The organism is Allorhizobium sonneratiae (assembly GCF_023700755.1).
In the GTDB taxonomy this organism is placed as follows: domain Bacteria; phylum Pseudomonadota; class Alphaproteobacteria; order Rhizobiales; family Rhizobiaceae; genus Allorhizobium; species Allorhizobium sonneratiae.
Genome location: NZ_JAMKOJ010000006.1, coordinates 76,086 through 93,978 on the forward strand (window position 1 = coordinate 76,086; position 17,893 = coordinate 93,978).

14 protein-coding genes are annotated in these 17,893 nt (G+C 57.5%); 6 read left to right on the forward strand and 8 right to left on the reverse strand.

Going from position 1 to position 17,893, the window contains the following annotated elements; translation table 11 throughout:
• Positions 1–137: 137 nt before the first annotated feature.
• Both NAC44_RS12445 and NAC44_RS12450 read right to left on the reverse strand, forming a co-directional pair.
• Positions 138–2,036 carry an FUSC family protein gene (locus NAC44_RS12445; protein WP_250941189.1) on the reverse strand — a complete coding sequence of 633 codons (1,899 nt, stop codon included), beginning with the start codon at positions 2,034–2,036 and terminating at the stop codon, positions 138–140.
• A gap of 485 nt (positions 2,037–2,521) precedes the next feature.
• The gene (locus NAC44_RS12450; protein WP_250941191.1) at positions 2,522–3,427 is read right to left on the reverse strand and encodes a proline iminopeptidase-family hydrolase; all 906 of its coding nucleotides are present in this window, start codon (positions 3,425–3,427) and stop codon (positions 2,522–2,524) included.
• Positions 3,428–3,717: 290 nt separating this feature from the next.
• Here NAC44_RS12450 and NAC44_RS12455 point away from each other — a divergent pair, with 290 nt between their 5' ends.
• From NAC44_RS12455 to NAC44_RS12475, 5 genes are all read left to right on the forward strand, one after another.
• Entirely contained in the window at positions 3,718–5,370 is a 1,653-nt protein-coding gene (locus NAC44_RS12455; RefSeq protein ID WP_250941193.1) for an ABC transporter substrate-binding protein, read from the forward strand.
• Positions 5,371–5,499: 129 nt separating this feature from the next.
• Positions 5,500–6,534, forward strand: coding sequence for an ABC transporter permease (locus tag NAC44_RS12460; RefSeq protein ID WP_250941195.1), 1,035 nt, complete (start codon positions 5,500–5,502; stop codon positions 6,532–6,534).
• A gap of 2 nt (positions 6,535–6,536) precedes the next feature.
• Positions 6,537–7,511, forward strand: a complete 975-nt coding sequence (locus tag NAC44_RS12465; protein ID WP_250941197.1) for an ABC transporter permease — start codon at positions 6,537–6,539, stop codon at positions 7,509–7,511.
• Positions 7,501–8,475 (forward strand): ABC transporter ATP-binding protein, encoded by a 975-nt coding sequence (locus NAC44_RS12470; protein WP_250941199.1) that lies wholly within the window; start codon positions 7,501–7,503, stop codon positions 8,473–8,475. Before NAC44_RS12465 ends, NAC44_RS12470 begins: the two co-directional genes overlap by 11 nt.
• Positions 8,472–9,458 carry an ABC transporter ATP-binding protein gene (locus NAC44_RS12475; RefSeq protein WP_250941201.1) on the forward strand — a complete coding sequence of 329 codons (987 nt, stop codon included), beginning with the start codon at positions 8,472–8,474 and terminating at the stop codon, positions 9,456–9,458. The genes NAC44_RS12470 and NAC44_RS12475 overlap by 4 nt, the downstream gene beginning before the upstream one ends.
• Before the next feature lie 78 nt (positions 9,459–9,536).
• Here the strand turns inward: NAC44_RS12475 and NAC44_RS12480 are convergent, their stop codons facing one another.
• From NAC44_RS12480 to NAC44_RS12505, 6 genes are read right to left on the reverse strand one after another with little or no spacing between them, the layout of a single operon-like run.
• Entirely contained in the window at positions 9,537–10,604 is a 1,068-nt protein-coding gene (locus tag NAC44_RS12480) for an ABC transporter ATP-binding protein (protein WP_250941202.1), read from the reverse strand.
• Between the two features lie 44 nt (positions 10,605–10,648).
• The gene (locus NAC44_RS12485; protein WP_250941204.1) at positions 10,649–11,719 is read right to left on the reverse strand and encodes a Gfo/Idh/MocA family protein; all 1,071 of its coding nucleotides are present in this window, start codon (positions 11,717–11,719) and stop codon (positions 10,649–10,651) included.
• Positions 11,720–11,731: 12 nt separating this feature from the next.
• Entirely contained in the window at positions 11,732–12,754 is a 1,023-nt protein-coding gene (locus tag NAC44_RS12490; protein WP_250941206.1) for a Gfo/Idh/MocA family protein, read from the reverse strand.
• A gap of 22 nt (positions 12,755–12,776) precedes the next feature.
• The gene (locus NAC44_RS12495) at positions 12,777–13,658 is read right to left on the reverse strand and encodes a carbohydrate ABC transporter permease (RefSeq protein WP_250941208.1); all 882 of its coding nucleotides are present in this window, start codon (positions 13,656–13,658) and stop codon (positions 12,777–12,779) included.
• A complete protein-coding gene (locus tag NAC44_RS12500; protein ID WP_250941209.1) occupies positions 13,651–14,616 on the reverse strand; it encodes a carbohydrate ABC transporter permease in 966 nt (321 codons plus the stop codon). The genes NAC44_RS12495 and NAC44_RS12500 overlap by 8 nt, the downstream gene beginning before the upstream one ends.
• A 4-nt stretch (positions 14,617–14,620) precedes the next feature.
• Entirely contained in the window at positions 14,621–15,904 is a 1,284-nt protein-coding gene (locus tag NAC44_RS12505) for an ABC transporter substrate-binding protein (protein ID WP_250941210.1), read from the reverse strand.
• Positions 15,905–16,586: 682 nt separating this feature from the next.
• On the opposite strand from NAC44_RS12505, the gene NAC44_RS12510 reads away from it, so the two are divergent.
• Complete coding sequence (locus NAC44_RS12510; protein WP_250941211.1) at positions 16,587–17,852, forward strand: Gfo/Idh/MocA family protein; 1,266 nt, start codon at positions 16,587–16,589, stop codon at positions 17,850–17,852.
• The last annotated feature ends 41 nt before the right edge of the window (positions 17,853–17,893 follow it).

The window sequence follows — 17,893 nt, forward strand, 5'->3', positions numbered from 1 at the left end:
CAGTTAGTTAACTATTGTCAATCCGAATGTACTGTTTCGTTAATTCGGGAACGCAGTCCAGCCTTTTCGCTCCAGCATTGTGTGCGACAGGCATGAGATATCGATATGGAAGGGTTGTTATCTGAACGCCCGAGCGATCAGCTCTTTGGCTGAAAACCGCCGGACAAACGACCATGCCAGGCCATGGCTGCCTCGCCTGCGACGAAACGCAATTGCTTCAGCGTGGCGGCATCCTTGTCCGATAAGCGATAACGGCGACGCAAAAGCCCACCAAGATCATGCATGGCCACTTCAGCCTCAACACTGGCAAGACCGGCAGCGCGGCGTGCGGCATAGGCTTTTTTGCGGTCAGCACCACTTTGCACGGTTTCCAGATAGGCCTGGTTGGCAGCAAGCCCCCTTTCGATGAGGAACCCGACAGAAGGCCCGAGATCTGGCCATAATGCCAGAACCGAAACGAGAGCGGCAAGAGAGCCAAGCGTATTGTCGAACATGCGTGCCGAGGCAATGCCCGCTCCCGGCTCCAGAAGCTCGGTGATAATAATGAAGAGCGCCGTCAGAAACACGACAAAAAGACTGTAATTGACCCCCCGCAATGCAATGGTCAACACTGACAAACAAACGGCAATGGCTGTTCGGGCGTCGGCATTGACGACCTCATGCAACAGCCATAAGGCCCAGATACCGCCAAGAAGACTGCCGAGAATGCGCTCCACGCCGCGGGTCCAGGTGGAGCGGGCAGCCCCCTGCATGACGACCACCACGGCCATGGTGGCCCAATAAGGATAGCCCAGCGAAAAGATCGTTGCGACATAATAGACAGCCACCACACCGATGGACAGCCTCAGCGCCTGTTTGATCCCCGCTTTCCATCGCATCCAGCCACCTGCCCCCTGCTGCGCGGCAGAAACATCATCGCCCAGCACGAAGAGCGGCTCCTCGCGCGCTGGCGAAAGCGCCCGGCCCACAGCCGCCAGACAGCCAATAAGCGGGCCATCCGCCAGGCCGGCTTTGACCTTTTCCAGCCGCTCAAGCTGTTTTTCCAGCATTTTGCGGCCAATGGAGGAGTCGAGTTCAATCGATGTCTGCCAGGCGACAAGCACATTCAGCAGGGTTTTGGCTGTGGCAATCCGCTCCTCCACCGGTCCATGGCGAATGATAAAGGCATGGTCGAGAGCAATCAGCGCGCTGAAGACGATTTCAGCCGCCTCATGCACCCTGCCATAAGTCTCCAGTTTCAGCCCCTTTTCACCCTGAAACCGGATCAGAAGCAGACGCAGTCGCTCCATGGCCGTGCGCACCGAGCGGCGGTGCTCGCCATGTTCGGAATGCCATTCACTGTCACGGTGCTCACCATCATCGATGGCCACAAGTTCCGCGGCCATATCGCTCAGTCGCGCCAGCACGGCTTTCGAGGCCTGCTGGACGGGAAGCCAGGCATCAATACGCCAGATCACGTTGATCAACAGCCACGCCCAGACCGCCCCGACAAAAAAGGTCAGCGCCAGCATCGCCGCACCGGCAAGATTGTGCGGAAAACCGATGGCCACGACAGCCACCACAGCAAGCAAGGTTGCCATCATGCTGGTATTGGGCAAGCGCACCGGCAAAAGCGCAATCAGGAACACCATGAACGGCCCTGCCGTCAACGCCGCCGATGAGCCGAAAGAGGCAATCCACGCCCCCAGAAAGGCAATGATCGCACCCAGAACAGCAAATCCACCGGGCACCCATCGCCGCTGCCGGTCGGGGCCGGCCCCATCGCAAAGACAGGTCCAGAAGGCGGCAAAGATCGACCAGCCCCAGGCATAAAGCCCGGTAGACAGAATGATGATCAAAGGCACTGCCACGGCAAGAGCAGCACGCAAACCTTCCTGTAGCGCAAAATGTTCGGGATTGAGGCCATAAGAACGCAGTTCCAGCCGACGGGCATAACGGCGCATGGCCGCCGCCGCTCCAAGGCCCGGATGACGCGACACGGTGGCGGCACTCACCAGAGCGCTGGCCTTGCGATCGAGCGAATGATCATTTTCCATGTCCGACCTTTTTCATGTCTGGCCATATTCATATCTGGCCTTGTGCCCGGCGCCATGATCCTGAGCGATACAGCTATCCCGATCAGCCAGGACCATACAGTCAAGCCTTACGGCATGACAAGAGAAATACGTTAAAGTTTCAGCATGTTAATGGCTGGCCCTCTACCCTGGCCGCAGACGCCGGATCTGATGTTTCCAATGCGCAACAGATCAGCCCCCTGGACACATTTTCGTTCAACATGCTGCACCGTCAGCCTTTCTTCGAACGGCATGACGGAGCAACACAACAACACGGGGTCATGCCTGCTTAGATTCCACCCTGGAATGACGTGCCGACCTCAGACATGACCAGATCATAATCGGTCAAAATTCCCCTCTCCTACAAAACGCAAGCCCGCTTGCGAGGAGAAGGGAATCATCACTAAAATTTGTATTCGGATAACCGCTTCAAATCCGAGTGAAAGCGGCGGGATGAAAATGCCCGATCAACCCGGATCGACCTCATCCAGAAAGGCCTGAACGGCACCAAGGCACTCCTCCTTGACCTCGACATGCGGCATGTGGCTGGCATTGGCAAAGACCGTCCAGCGAACATCGGGAATGTGGTCGATAAAAGGCTGAATACACGCTTGAGTTGCCTCATCGTATTCGCCACGAAAAACAAATGTCGGCACATCGATCGCAGCAAGCCGGTCGATGATCGACCAGTCCTTCATGGTGCCGATCACATGAAACTCATTCGGTCCGTTCATGTTGCGATAGACGGTCGAGTCCTCTTCCATGGCGGCGAAAGTGCGCGCCACCTCTTCCGGCCAGGGGATACGACAGACATGCCGATCATAGAAAGCACGCTCCGCAGCCTTGTATTCCGGGTTGGAATAGTCCCCAAGAGCTTCATAACGGATCAAGGCATCTCTTTGTTTTTCTGGCATTTCTTCACGCAATTGCGCCGCCCCTTCAATCCAGAGCGACATGGCTGCCAGCGAATTGGCAAGGATGAGAGACTTCAGACCGCGCGGCTTTCGCACCGCATGTTCCGACCCCAGCATACCGCCCCAGGACTGGCCGAGAACATGATAGCGATCGGCAATACCGAGATGAGCAAGCAGTGCATCGACCTGATCGAGAAACAGCTGCACCGTCCAGAAATCCGGCCCCTTTTCGGGCAGATGTGTCGAGCGCCCGCTGCCGAGTTGATCGAAGTGCACAACCGCGCGTCCGCTTGCGGCAAGCTCTTTGAAACTGTCGACATAATCATGGGTGCAGCCCGGTCCGCCATGCAGGACGACAAGCGGTGCCTTCGCTGCACCAAGGTCACCTGTCACCTTATACCAGAGTTGATAAGCACCGAACGGTGCATATCCTTGCGTGTTTGACAACATCTCTGCCATCGCATAGCCTCGTTAAATGAGAAGATATTCAATGGGCTATGTTTAGAACCGGCAAAAAGATCGGTCAAGCAAACATATACAAAGTTCTTGTCTTCTTCTGGGGCGGCATCACTCAAATGGTGAACACGTCGACTAAGTATAAATGGGGATAACTGCATCCGCAGTAAATGCTGGCTTCGTAAAAATACTTCCGGTTGCGTTTCCTTGGATAACCTTGGAAAGTCGATTTGGTTGCCGTTTCTTACGTCCAGACTAGGATGCTTGATCTACGAAGGGCAATATGAATGCGTATGCGTAAACTAATGGGTCTCGGACTTGTTTCGCTGTCTCTGGCGGCTTTGACCGCAACCACGGCCGTTCAGGCCGCCGAGCCCCATCGCGGAGGGGTTTTCCGGGCGATTGCATCGGCATCTGCCGGCACCATCGACCCGCTTGTCAACTATCAGCAGGAATACTGGGAGCTCTTCGCCTCGGTCTATGACGGGCTTCTGTCCTTCAAGAAGGTCAGTGGCAAGGATGGCGCAACGATCGTTCCCGATCTCGCCGAAGCCATGCCCACCGTATCTGACGATGGCAAGACGCTGACCTTCACCCTGCGCAAGGGTATCAAGTTCTCGAACGGCAAGGACGTTACCGTTGCCGATGTGAAAGCCTCCTTCGAGCGCATCTTCAAGGTGCTGAGCCCGACGGCCGGCAGCTTCTACGGCGGCATCGTCGGTGCTGACGCCTGTCTGAAAACGCCTGCGACCTGCAATCTCGACAAGGGCGTCGTTGTCGATCCGGCCACCAACAAGATCACCATTCATCTGACAGCAGCCGATTCCGACTTCTACGACAAGCTCTCGCTGCCGCACGCATCGATCCTGCCCGCTGACGCCCCCTCCAAGGATGCTGGCAATACGCCGATCCCCGGCACCGGCCCCTATGTGATCAAGGATTACGATCCGAACACCGGCCTCAAGCTGGTTCGCAACCCCTATTTCAAGGTCTGGAGCAAAGACGCCCAGCCGGACGGGTATATCGACGAACTCGATTACAAATTCGGTATGACCGACGAAGCCCAGGTCACCGCCGTTCAGAACGGTCAGGCCGACTGGATGTTTGACGACATTCCGGCCGACCGTCTGGCCGAAGTGGCCAGCAAGAACGCCAAGCAGATCCATCTGGAACCGCTGGCAGCCTTCTATTATGCAGCCTTGAACGTCAATATCGCACCGTTCAACAATGAAAAGGTCCGTCAGGCGCTGAACTATGCCGTCGACCGCAATGCTCTGGTGAAGATCTGGGGTGGCCCGCAGCTTGCTGTGCCGACCTGCCAGGTTCTGCCGCTGAACTTCCCCGGCCATGAAGACTATTGCCCCTATGCCAGCGGCAAAAACTTCAAGCCGAATATGGCCAAGGCCAAGGAACTCATCAAGGAATCCGGCATCAAGCCGGGCATGAAGGTCACGGTCATCACCGAAGACAAGACCGGCTGGAAGAATATGGGCGCCTATATCCAAAGCGTTCTGAACGAGCTTGGCTTCGACGCCAGCATCAAGCCGCTCGCTCATTCCATCGAATACACCTATATCAACAACTCCAACAACAAGGCCCAGATCTCGCTCAGCGACTGGTTCCAGGACTATCCGGCTCCTGCCGACTTCCTGCAGATTCTGTACAGCTGCTCCAGCTTCCATCCGGGTTCTGATTCTTCGCCGAACATTGCCGGTTTCTGCGACAAGGGCATCGACGCCCAGATGGACGCAGCCATGAAGACCCAGCTGACCGACAATGCAGCCGCGATGAAACAATGGGCTGCTGTCGATAAGGCTGTGGTCGACAAGGCACCGTTGGTTTCCTTCTTCAACCCGAAGAAGGTGGAATTTGTCGGCAAGAATGTCGGCAATTACATCTTCAATCCGGTCTATCTGTTCATGCCCACTCTGGCGAGCGTGAAGTAAGATCAAAAGCAAACGTCCCCCGCCTGTTCGGCTTTCAGGCCAGCAGGCGGGACTTCTGTTTTCAGGCGATGATGCGCATTTCGACTGCGCGGCCTTTTGCAAGGCATCGTCATTTTTCGCGGTATCTTCATGACCACATCCGACGTTCTTCCCACAGCGCCACCGAAGGCCGCCGTGGCATCAAACGGCAATGGCCCCTGGGCTACGGCATTCCGCCGGCTGTCGCGCAACCGCTCCGCCATTATCGGACTGGGCTTCTTCATCCTCATCGTCATCGCCTGTCTTCTGGCGCCGGTCTATGCCCATTCGATTGCGCATGTCGATGCGTTCAACTCGAATATCGACGGCACCATCCATGTCGATGGTCAGGATCTGCAGGTCATGCAGCCGAACACCGAAGGGCTTGGCCTCGGCGTCACCCCGATCGGTCCGACCTGGGATTTTTCCACCTATTTCCTCGGCGCTGACACGCAGGGCCGCGATGTTTTTGCAAGGCTGCTCTATGGCGGCAGAAACAGTCTGATGATCGCCAGCATTTCCACCGTGCTCTGTCTGATCATGGCTACCATCGTCGGCCTGGCCGCAGGCTTTCTCGGTGGCTGGACGGATTCGGTGCTGTCGCGGCTGATGGATATTCTCTGGGCCTTTCCGGTCTATCTTCTGGCCATCTCGCTCTCCATCGTGCTGATCCAGGGGCTGACCATAGGCCCGATCCACCTCACCTCCGGCAGTCTGGCGCTGCCGATCCTCATCATCGCCATCGTCTATGTGCCTTACGTGGCCCGTCCGATCCGCGGCCAGGTGATCACGCTGAAAAATGCCGAATTCGTCACCGCCGCCGTCGGTCTCGGTGTGCCGCCATGGCGCATTCTCTATCGCGACATCCTGCCGAACATCCTGCCGACGCTGATCGTTTTCGTGCCGCTGATGATGGTTCTCAACATGTCGACGGAAGCAGCGCTCTCCTTCCTGTCAGTCGGGGTACAGTCGCCGGATGCCAGCTGGGGCACGATCATTCAGGATGGCGAAAGCCTGCTTTACACCCGTCCCTGGGTGTCGATCGCACCAGGCATGTGCATTGCCGCCACCATTCTCAGCCTCAATATTTTCGGCGACGGCGTTTCGGAAGCCTTCGATCCGCGCGCCAAGGGCGGGAGAAAATAATCATGCTTTCCAATATGATCCGCCGTTTCGGCGAGATGATTTTCGTGCTGATCGGTATCAGCGCTATCGTCTTTTTGATCTTCTTCGCCACCCCCGGCATCGACCCCGCCGCCCGCATGGCAGGCCGCAACGCATCCCCGGAAACGCTGATCGAAGTGCGCAAGGATTTCGGTCTCGATAAGCCCCTGCCGGTGCAATATGCCATCATCATGAAAAAGCTGTTCATCACGCAGGATCTGTCGAGCTTTGCCAATCGTGGCACGCTGATCGTGCCGGAAATCATGGAGGCAGCACCGGTCACGCTGTCGCTTGTCGTGCTGGCCGCCATCATCTGGCTTGGCCTATCGACGCTGATCGGCCTGATGGCAGCCGCCTTTCAGGGCACCGTGTTCGACCGGCTGTTGATGATGCTGTCACTGATCGGCGTGTCGCTGCCGGTCTTCTGGCTGGGCGAACTGGTCAATCTGGTTTCGCAGAGCCGTTTTCATGACAGCTGGATGTTTTCCTGGGTGCCGCCGCTGGGCTATACGCCCATAACGCAGGACCCCTTCCTCTGGTTCAAGGGCATGATCCTGCCCTCGACCACGCTGGCCGTCATGTTCATCGGCATTTACGGGCGCACGCTGCGCTCCAGCCTGATCGAGGCGATGCAGCAGGATTATATCCGCACCGCCCGCGCCAAGGGCCTGTCGGAAACGGCTGTGTTGCTGCGCCATGCGCTGCGCACCTCACTGGTCACCTTCGTCACGCTGTTCGGGCTCGATTTCGGCGCTCTCGTCGGCGGCGGAGCGCTTTTGACCGAGGTTGTCTTCGGCCTGCCGGGCGTGGGACGTTTGACCTATAACGGTCTTCTGGAAGTCGATCTGCCCACCATCATGGCGGTGGTGATCTACGCCTCCTGCTTTATCGTCGTCTCCAATGCGGTCGTCGATATTCTCTATGCCATTCTTGATCCGAGGGCACGCCATGGCCGCTGACACTCCCCTTCTCGATGTCCGCAATCTGGCGGTCACTTTCTCGACGGAAGCAGGTCCCGTTCGCGCCGTCGATGGCGTTTCCTTCACCGTCGAAGCCGGTCAGGTCTTCGGTATCGTTGGCGAAAGCGGTTCCGGCAAAACGGTGTCCTTGCTCTCCGTCATCGGTCTGCTCGGCAAGCGTGGCGTCACCATGGAAGGCTCGATCCGGCTGAATGGCCGTGAACTGATCGGTCTTTCCGAAGGCGAAATGCGCGCAATCCGTGGCCGTGAGATTGCCATGATCTTTCAGGACCCGATGACGGCGATGACGCCGGTCTATTCAGTCGGCACGCAGATCATCGAACAGATCCGTGTGCATGAAAAACTGAGCAAGAAAGCTGCCCGAGATCGTGCCATCGAGCTTCTCGCTGCCGTCGGCATTCCCAATCCGAAGGCGGCCGTCGATCGTTATCCGCATGAGCTGTCCGGCGGCATGCGCCAGCGGGCGATGATTGCCATGGCGCTCTCCTGCAACCCGTCCATCATTCTGGCCGACGAGCCGACGACAGCACTTGATGTCACGGTTCAGGCACAGATTCTCGACCTTCTGTTGAAACTCCGGGAGGATTTCAATTCGGCCATCGTGCTGATCACCCACGACATGGGCGTGATTGCCGAAATCGCCGACCGGGTGGTGGTCATGTATGCGGGCCGTATCGTTGAAAGCGGGGAAAAGGATGCGCTGCTCTATACACCGCGCCATCCTTATACGCAGGGCCTGCTCACCTCGATCCCGCCGCTGGAAGGCGAACGGCTCCATCGTCTTCCCTCGATCGGCGGCACGCCGCCATCATTGCTCAGGCTGCCGCCGGGCTGCGCCTTCGCGCCACGCTGCGCTTACGTTCATGACCGCTGCATAAGCGCAAAACCGGTTCTGACGAACGCACCCCATGCCTATGCCTGCTTTCGCGAGGTAACGCCATGACCGCAAGTGTCATCGACAAAACCCCTATCCTTGAAGCGAAAAACGTTTCCAAGGTCTATAAGGTCGGCAACCATATCCTGCCGCAATTTCGTCAGTCCATTCATGCCGTGGACAATGTCAGCCTCTCGGTCATGCCGGGCGAAACGCTGGGGCTGGTTGGCGAATCCGGCTGCGGCAAGTCCTCGCTCGGCCGCTGTCTGGCGCGTCTGCAAAGCGTGACCAAGGGAGAAATCCTGTTCAAGGGACAGGATATTGCCCGCTACAGCAATGCGCGGCTGCGCCCGATGCGCCAGCACATCCAGATGGTGTTTCAGGACCCCTATGCCTCGCTCAATCCGCGCCGCCGCATCGGCGACCTCCTGTCGGAGCCAATGGTGGTGCACAATCGCGGCAGCAAGGCCGAAATCGCCGAGCGCGTTGCCGAGTTGATGAATGTCGTCGGCCTGCTGCCGGAACATGTGAACCGCTATCCGCATGAATTTTCCGGCGGTCAGCGCCAGCGCATCGGCATTGCCAGGGCGCTGGCGCTTAATCCCGACCTGATCATTGCCGATGAGCCGGTTTCAGCCCTTGATGTGTCGATCCAGGCGCAGGTGGTCAATCTTCTCCTCGAATTGCAGGAGACCTTCGGCCTCACCTATGTCTTCATCGCCCATGACCTCAGCGTCGTCCGGCAGATGGCAACCCGCACGGCGGTGATGTATCTCGGTGCGGTGGTGGAACTGGGACCGACCGACGATGTCTTCCATCGTCCAAGCCACCCCTATACCAAGGCACTTCTTTCGGCGGTTCCCAGCACCGATCCCAAACATCGGCGTGAGCGTATCATCCTGCAAGGCGACCTGCCCTCGCCAGCCAATCTACCGAGCGGCTGCCGCTTCCACACCCGCTGCCCGATCGCCACCGATCGCTGCAAGGTCGAAGCGCCAACGCTTTCCAGCCAGAGCGGCAACCGGCAGGTGGCCTGCCATTATCCGCTTTGAAAAACTGAATGATTTCTGAGATACGTTAAGCTTCAGATCTTTAAAACGGCATCCGGCATCACGTCGGATGCCGTTAACTCACTGTAGCCGTACGCCCTTGTCGTCAAAGAGATAGCAGCGGGCCGGGTCGATCAGCACCTCGACCATCTCCCCGCTTTTCACCGGCTGCTGATCCTCCAGCACCATGGCTAGCGATTGACCATCGGCCATCGAGACGTACAAAATCGTCTGGCCACCGAGATGTTCGACCAGATCGACCCGCGCCTTTCCGAGCGACACCCCTGGCCCTTTGACCTTGAGATGTTCCGGTCTTGCGCCGAAACTCACGGTCTGCCCCGCCGTAAGCCCGGTGATCGGCTTTGGCAGGCTGACCGTCTCGCCATTGACCTCAAGTCCCGATTGGGCCACACGCGCATCGATGAAGTTCATCCGTGGCGAACCGATGAAACCGGCGACGAATTTATTGCGCGGATTGTTATAGAGATCGAGCGGCGCGCCGACCTGCTCGATATGGCCGCCATTCAGCACGACAATGGTGTCGGCCATGGTCATGGCTTCCACCTGATCATGCGTTACATAGATCATGGTATTGCCTAGCCTTTTATGCAGCCGGGCGATTTCCACCCGCATCTGCACCCGCAATTCCGCATCGAGATTGGAAAGCGGTTCATCGAAAAGGAAAATATTCGGCTCGCGCACGATGGCGCGGCCAATGGCGACCCGCTGTCGCTGGCCGCCGGAGAGCGCCTTGGGCTTGCGCTCGAGCAGATGCTTGATCTGCAACACCTCGGCGGCCTGCATGACGCGCGGCTCAATCTCGCTTTTCTTCATGCCGGCAGTTTCTAGTCCGAAAGCGAGGTTCTTGTAGACAGACATATGCGGATAAAGCGCGTAGGACTGGAACACCATGGCAATGCCGCGCTTTGAAGCGGGCACATCATTCATCATCCGGCCATCGAGCAGAAGATTGCCGCCGGAGATCGGCTCCAGCCCGGCAATCATTCTGAGAAGCGTGGATTTGCCACAGCCTGACGGTCCGACGAAGACGACGAAATCGCCGGGGGTAATATCGAGATCGATCCCATGGATCACCTCCAGCGCCCCATATCGCTTCACCACCTTTTGCAGCGTTACGCTTGTTGCCATGGTTCTCGCCTCCCTGAACGCCTCCGCTTTGACCGGCATGATCGTCATTGCGGCCTCCAGCCCTGATAATAGGCATTGTCGGCATTGAGCGGAAAGGTCACTTCCTGCCGATTGTCCGAACTGAAATAGCAGCCTGTGATCAGTTCCAGCGAGGCGCGCGCATCCGCCGTCGTCACCGGCAGCGGTCCGCCTGTGACCAGGGCCTGATGAAAAGCACGGAACTGGCCGCCAAAACGGTTCGGCACCGGCTGCCAGTTTTCCAGCAGCGCCGCAATCTTCTCGCCGGTTTCCGGCGTGGTCGGCAAAATCTTCCAGGGATCGATGCCGGGATTATAGGCCTCATGATTGCTCTCGAACACGACATTTTCAAAGCAGAGCCGAAGCCGGGAAATCTCCTCGACCGAGCCGAGCGTGGCGGAAATCGTTGCCAGCGCGCCGTTTTTCATTTCAAGGCTCATGGAGACACAATCCTCCACCTCGATTGCGTTGACGCGGGTGGCGATGCGCGAATACATCGCCGCAATCGGCCCCATCAGATAGGTCAGCATGTCATTAAGATGGATGGCATGGGTCATCAGCACGCCGCCAAGCTCGGTCGCCCATTTGCCGCGCCACGGCACGGCATAATATTCCGGCAGACGCTGCCAATGGGTCTCGGCGGTGGCAACATAGGGCTTGCCGGCCAGCCCTGCCTCGATGATTTTTTTCGCCTTTTGCGCGCCATCACCGTAACGATACTGGAAGATCGGCATCAGGCGGCCTTGGGCTGTCTTTTCCCGCGCCATCACCCGGTCGATTGCCGCCAGCGAACCGACCAGCGGCTTTTCGCAGATGACGTGCTTGCCCGCATCCAGCGCTTTCAGGATCATCTCGTAATGGGTGCCGGGTGGCGTGCAAAGATCGACGATATCGATCTGCGGATCGGCCAGCACGCTGTCGAAATCCGTCGTGCGATGGGCAATGGAAAATTCATCGCCCACGGCCTGCAACCGCTCGGCATTGAGATCGCAGAGCGTCTTCACCCGGAAGAGATCGGCATTGGTGACATAGCCTTCGGTGATATGGCTGCGGCCGATGCCCAGCCCGACAAGGGCGACATTCATCATTTTCGACATGGCAATTCTCCCTTATTCCGCTTTGGCAGCCAGTGCTTTTTCAGCCAGGACCTGAGCTTTCAGCGCAATCTCCATCGCCTTGAAGCAATGGGCCTGCGGCATGGCGGTTTCGGTGCGGTTGCGGATATCCTCCAGCAATTGCCGCCCATAGGGCCGCTCCACGGCGCTGCAATCGATGTGGCGGGTGCCGGTTTTATCTGTGAGGAAAAGATGATCCTTGCCGGGACGGCCTTCGACATCGATATATTTGCGCAGTTCGATCGTGCCTTCCGTGCCGAGAATGAAGAGCCGCCCGTCGCCCCAGACCGGCAGTCCCTCGGGCGTATACCAGTCAACGCGGATATAGCCGGTGGCCCGCCCGGTGGTAAGATGAATATCGCCGTAATCCTGTAGACCCGGCTTGTCGGGATGGTTGCGGTTGGCAACGGTGGCCGACAGGATTTCGGCATCCTCGGCCCCGGTAAAGAAAAGAAACTGTTCGCATTGATGCGAGGCAATGTCGGTGAGAATGCCGCCATAGGAAGCGCGGTCGAAAAACCACTCCGGTCGTTGCGGTTTGCGGATGCGATGCGGCCCGAGCCCGGTGGTGTGGATCACCTCGCCAATGGCGCCGGCCTTGACCAGTTCGCCCGCCTTGACGGTGCAGGCGGTCTCGAAATGCTCGGAATAGAGAATGGAGAGAATGCGCCCGGTCTCGGCCTGCACCTGTCTCAGTTCCGCCAGTTGTTCAAGGCTGGTCGCACCCGGCTTATCCAGCATCACATCCTTGCCATGACGCATGGCAGTGACGGCAATGCCAGCGCGTTTTGCCGGAATGGCGGCGGAGAGCACCAGCGCAATCGAGCCATCCTCCAGAATGCCGGAGGGATCGGCAACCCGCTTTGCCTCAGGATAGCGGCGCATGAATTCTGCGGTCAGCGCATTGTCTGCGGCATGAAAGGCGGCAAGCTCGGCGCCCGCCTCCAGCATGAAGGTGACCTGACCGAAGATATGGTCATGATCGATGCCGATCACGCCGAAACGAATGGGGTCCATGGATAACTCCTTAGAATAATGTTCAGCGCTTGAGACCGGATGTGGCGATGCCGTTGATCAAAAGGCGCTGGAAGAACAGGAAAATCAGGAAGACCGGCACGAGCGACAGGCTGGACATGGCAAACAGTCCGCTCCAGTCGGAACTGCCGGTCGAATCGACGAAGGAGCGCAGACCGAGCTGCACGGTGTAGGAACTGGTATCGCTCAGATAGATCAGCGGACCGAAGAAATCGTCCCAGGTCCAGATGAAGGTAAAGATGGCCGCCGTGGCCAGAACCGGCAGCGACAGCGGCATCATGATCCGCCAGTAGATGCGCCAGGGGCTGCATCCATCCATCATTGCCGCCTCATCCAGCTCACGCGGAATGCCGCGGAAAAACTGCACCATCAGAAAGATGAAGAAGGCATCCACCGCCAGGAATTTCGGCACCACCAGCGGCAGGATGGTGTTGACCCATCCCAGCTTCAGAAACAGGATATATTGCGGGATCAGCGTGACATGATAGGGCAGCATCAGGGTGCCGAGCATCAGCGCAAACCAGAAGGACCGGCCCTTAAACTGCAAGCGGGCAAAAGCGTAAGCGGCCAGCGAGCAGGAAAACACATTGCCGATCACCGACAGCACCGAAATCACCAGGGAATTCCAGAAATAGGTGCCGAAACCGATCTGCGTGCCATGCCAGCCGCGCCAATAGGCGCTGAAATCCAGATGTTTCGGCAGAAGTGCCGCCTGACCGAAAATCTGGCTCTGATCCTTCAGCGAGCCGGAAATCATCCACAGCAGCGGGTAAAGCATCAGTAGCGATACGGCGATCAGCACCGCATGGATGGCAAGTGACATGAGCGGATGACGTTTTGCTGCGCCATCCGGTCCGCTGGCAAGGGAAACGCTTGCATCAGTCATCGTAATGCACCCAATAGCGTGAGGACAGGAAGGAGAAAGCGGTGAACAGCGCAATAATCACCACCAGAATCCAGGCCAGCGCCGCCGCATAGCCCATGCGGAAAAAGCCGAAGGCTTCCTGATAGAGATAGAGCGTGTAAAACAGGGTCGAATTGATCGGTCCGCCCGTGCCGGAGGAAATCACATAGGCCGGCGTGAAGGCCTTGAAGGCATCGATGGTCTGCACCACCGCATTGAAGAAGATCACCGGTGTCAACAGTGGCAGCGTGATCTTGAAGAACATGCGCAGTTTCGAGGCCCCGTCGAGGCTTGCCGCCTCATACATATCGGTCGGGATCTGACGGAGCCCGGCCAGAAAGATGATCATCGGCGAACCGAACTGCCAGATCGCCAGCACCACCAGCGTGTAAAGCGAATAATCAGGGTTGGAGATCCAGCTCGGCCCTTCGATGCCGAAGAGGTTCCACAAGGCGACATTGACAAGACCATCGCCATCGAACAATTGCCGCCAGACCACGGCAATCGCCACGCTCGAGCCCAAAAGCGACGGCAGATAGAAAATCGCCCGATAGACCGGCAGACCGCGAATGCCGCGATTGAGCGCCAGCGCCACAAGCAGGGCGAAAACCAGCTTCAGCGGCACCGACAGGATGACGTAAAGCAGGGTTACCTGCATGGAGGCGATGAATTTTCCATCCGCCGTGGCGATGCGCACATAATTGGCTAGGCCGACGAAATTCGGCGCTTGCAGCAGGTTGTAATCGGTCAGCGACAGCCAGAGCGAGATCAATGCCGGACCAAGCGTGAGGCCAAGAAAGCCGACAAACCAGGGCAGCAGGAAGAGATAGCCCGGCCCATTGCGGGAAAGGGCGCTTCGCCAGCGCGGCGTCCTGATGCCATAGGGAACCGTCTGGTTGACGCGTGACGCGCCAACCATGCTTGAAGCCTGCGGTGCCATGGGTTCAACCCCGTTTCAGATTGGATGCGGCCTGATCGACAAATTTGGCCGCGCCTTGTTCGGGAGAGAGGCGACCGAAACCGACCTCTTCCGCCACCCGCTTCAGCGTCAGCTGGTTTTCGCCCGCACCATTCGGCGGCGGCGGCGGCAGCGGGCAGACATGCTTGGACAGTTCATCGATATAGGCCAGGATTTTCTTGCCCTCGTCGCTCAGTGTGGGCGTCAGCATATCGCGGATTTTCTTGGAAGCTGGAATGCCACGCTCGATGCCGAGCGCCATGGCGCCTTCTTTTTCCTCGACGAGAAAATTGATGAAATCGACCGCCGCATCCTTGTTGGCCGAGGTGGCCGACACCGAAATCAGCATGGATGGCTTCAGATATTGCCCCGGCTTGCCGCCCTTGGTTTCGGGATAGGCCGACAGTGCCAGCGGCTCCTTCACCACGCCCTGAAAGGCGATGAACTGGTTTGAATTGGCAAAGCCGACCGCCACCTTGTTGAGGGTCAGCAGATTGGTTTCCACCGTCAGCTGGTCCAGCGCCTGAACATCGGCCGGCGGACAGGCCTTGATCTGGCGCATATGCGCCCAGAATTTGAAGAAATCGGTGATATCGGCCTCGTTATAGCCGATCTTGCCATCTGCCGTATAAAGCAGCTTGCCATGCTGCTGCAGCCAGCATTCGAGAATGCCTTCACTGACGCTGCCATCCTGCGTGCCGTAAAAGCCCCGGCGTTTTTTCGCCGCCGTCAGCTTGGCACAGACATCGCCATAATCCTCCCAGGTGATGCCGGTATGGGGCGCATCTAGCCCCGCTTCCTTGAAAGCAGCCATATTGACCATGGAAGCGGTGGAATTGACCCCGAGATTGACGCCGTAAAGCTTACCGTTCACCTTGCCGGGGTCGATGTTGCTGGCGCCGAAATCCTCGATTTTCAGGCTTTTGCCCATGTAAGGATTGAGGTCAAGCAACGTGCCGCGACGGGCATATTCAAAGAGATAGCGATAATCCATCTGGATGATGTCCGGCGCATTGCCGCCAGCCGTCTGGGTGGCAAGCCGGGTCCAGTAATTGTCCCAGCCGAAGCCCTCGCCTTCGATGGAGACATCGGGATGAAGCGCCTTATAGGCAGCCATCGCCTTGTAGCTGCGGTCGTTACGCTCTTTCGAACCCCACCAGAGAAAACGCATTTTCGTTGCGGCAGACGCGGCAGTGCGTCCCATGCCCATGAACACAAGAGAAGCCGCCATGCTTTTCAACACGGCACGCCTGTCGGTCATCATCGCCATTCTGGTCTCCTCCCCAGTTTGCAGACGATCAAATCAAGTCGTGCGTCTCATCATCCCGTCACAGCAGACACATATTTCAGACGACATGCACGGACAGGCTGAAGCTGTCCCTTTTCATAGATCCCGCCTCAGCCATCCCTCCTGACGACTGAAAACAAACGGGAAAGCCAGTCTCGATATGTGTTATCGGCATGCGTTCATCGACATGAATGAGACCTTACCAGACACCGTCCCTCAACAGCATCATCGCAGTTTCAGGTTGTCTAGGAAACGCCGCCCTGTCAAGCGACAAAACAGATAAGATGGGCCGAGATTCGGGAAAAATTAATGAAATAATTTTCATCTCACTGCATTCAGTTAAAAATCAAACTTTTGTCGCATATGCAGCAAATTCGCTTGCAGCGCACAAAACCCAAGCTAACGCCCATATGACACTCGGAATTTATTCTCACAAGACGATATTCCACACTCTTAACCCTATAAAATGCGTGTGAACACAGAGAAGGTTTTCAAAAATTCTTGCATGAGGAATTGACAGAACGATGCTTTCGGCTTGTAGTGCCTGCGTCGTCCGAAACAGTTCTACGGATAGGTTCTCTCTTTAAAATTCAATCTTGAGTTGATTTTCGTAGCTGCGGCGACGACCAGTTACAACAGTTGCTGATGGCGGGAGGAGACATCCATGGCAACGAGGAGGATCAGGCGTTTTGCGCTTGTGGGCACGGGCCATCGCGCCACCACCATGTGGGGACGTTCGCTTCTGGAAGGATGGAGCGACTATGTCGGCCTTGTGGCACTCTGCGACCTCAACCCGTTAAGGGCGGAGCGGTCGCGCGACCATATCGGCGTTCAGGTGCCGATCTATACCGATTTCGACCAGATGATGGCGGAGGTGAAGCCGGAACTGGTGATCGTCTGCACCCGCGACGATACCCATGACGAGCTGATCGTCAAGGCAATGGAGGCTGGCGCCGATGTCATCAGCGAAAAGCCGATGACCACCACGGTCGCCAAGATCAAACGCATTCTGGAGGCGGAAAAACGCACGGGGCGCCGACTTGACGTCTCTTTCAACTATCGCTTCGCTCCGACTTCCGCCAGGATCAAGGAATTGCTCAATTCCGGCGTGATCGGTGACGTGACCTCCGTCGATTTCCACTGGTATCTCGATACCAGCCATGGCGCGGATTATTTCCGCCGCTGGCACGCCTTTAAAGAGCATTCCGGCAGCCTGTTCGTGCATAAGGCCACCCATCATTTCGATCTGTTGAACTGGTATCTCGACAGCGATCCCGATCAGGTTTCCGCCTTTGCCGACCTCAAACATTACGGCAAGAACGGGCCTTTCCGGGGAACGCGCTGTCGCACCTGTCCGCACAAGGCGGAATGCGACCATTATGTCGATATGCGGGAAAACCCGCTTTACGAAGCACTTTATGAAGAGCCTTCGGCACTGGACGGCTATGTGCGCGACGCCTGCGTGTTTCGTGAGGAGATCGACATTCCCGATACGATGGTGACGAATGTCCGCTATCAGAACGGCGTCACCGTCTCCTATTCGCTCAACACCTATATGCCGATCGAGGGCCATCACATCGCCTTCAATGGGCATAAGGGTCGCATTGAGCTGCGTCAGTATGAAAAACAGCCCTGGACGGAACCGCCCGCCGATGAAATCGTGGTGATGCGCAATTTCGGGCCAGCAGAGCGCATATGGGTGCCGCATTCTTCCGGCGGTCATTATGGCGGTGACGACCGGCTGCGCAACATGCTGATGAAGCCGGGGCTCAACGATGAACTGCGCCAGCGCGCCGGTTCCAGAGCGGGCGCCATGTCGGTGCTGTGCGGCATTGCCGCGCTGGAAAGCTCGAAACGAGGCTCTCCCGTCGCCATCTCCGAGATCTGGGGGGAGGATAACGGCATCGGCCTTCTGGACCGGATCGATTGAGGTCCTCTCCCCTGACATATTGACCGAACGGACCGTCGTTT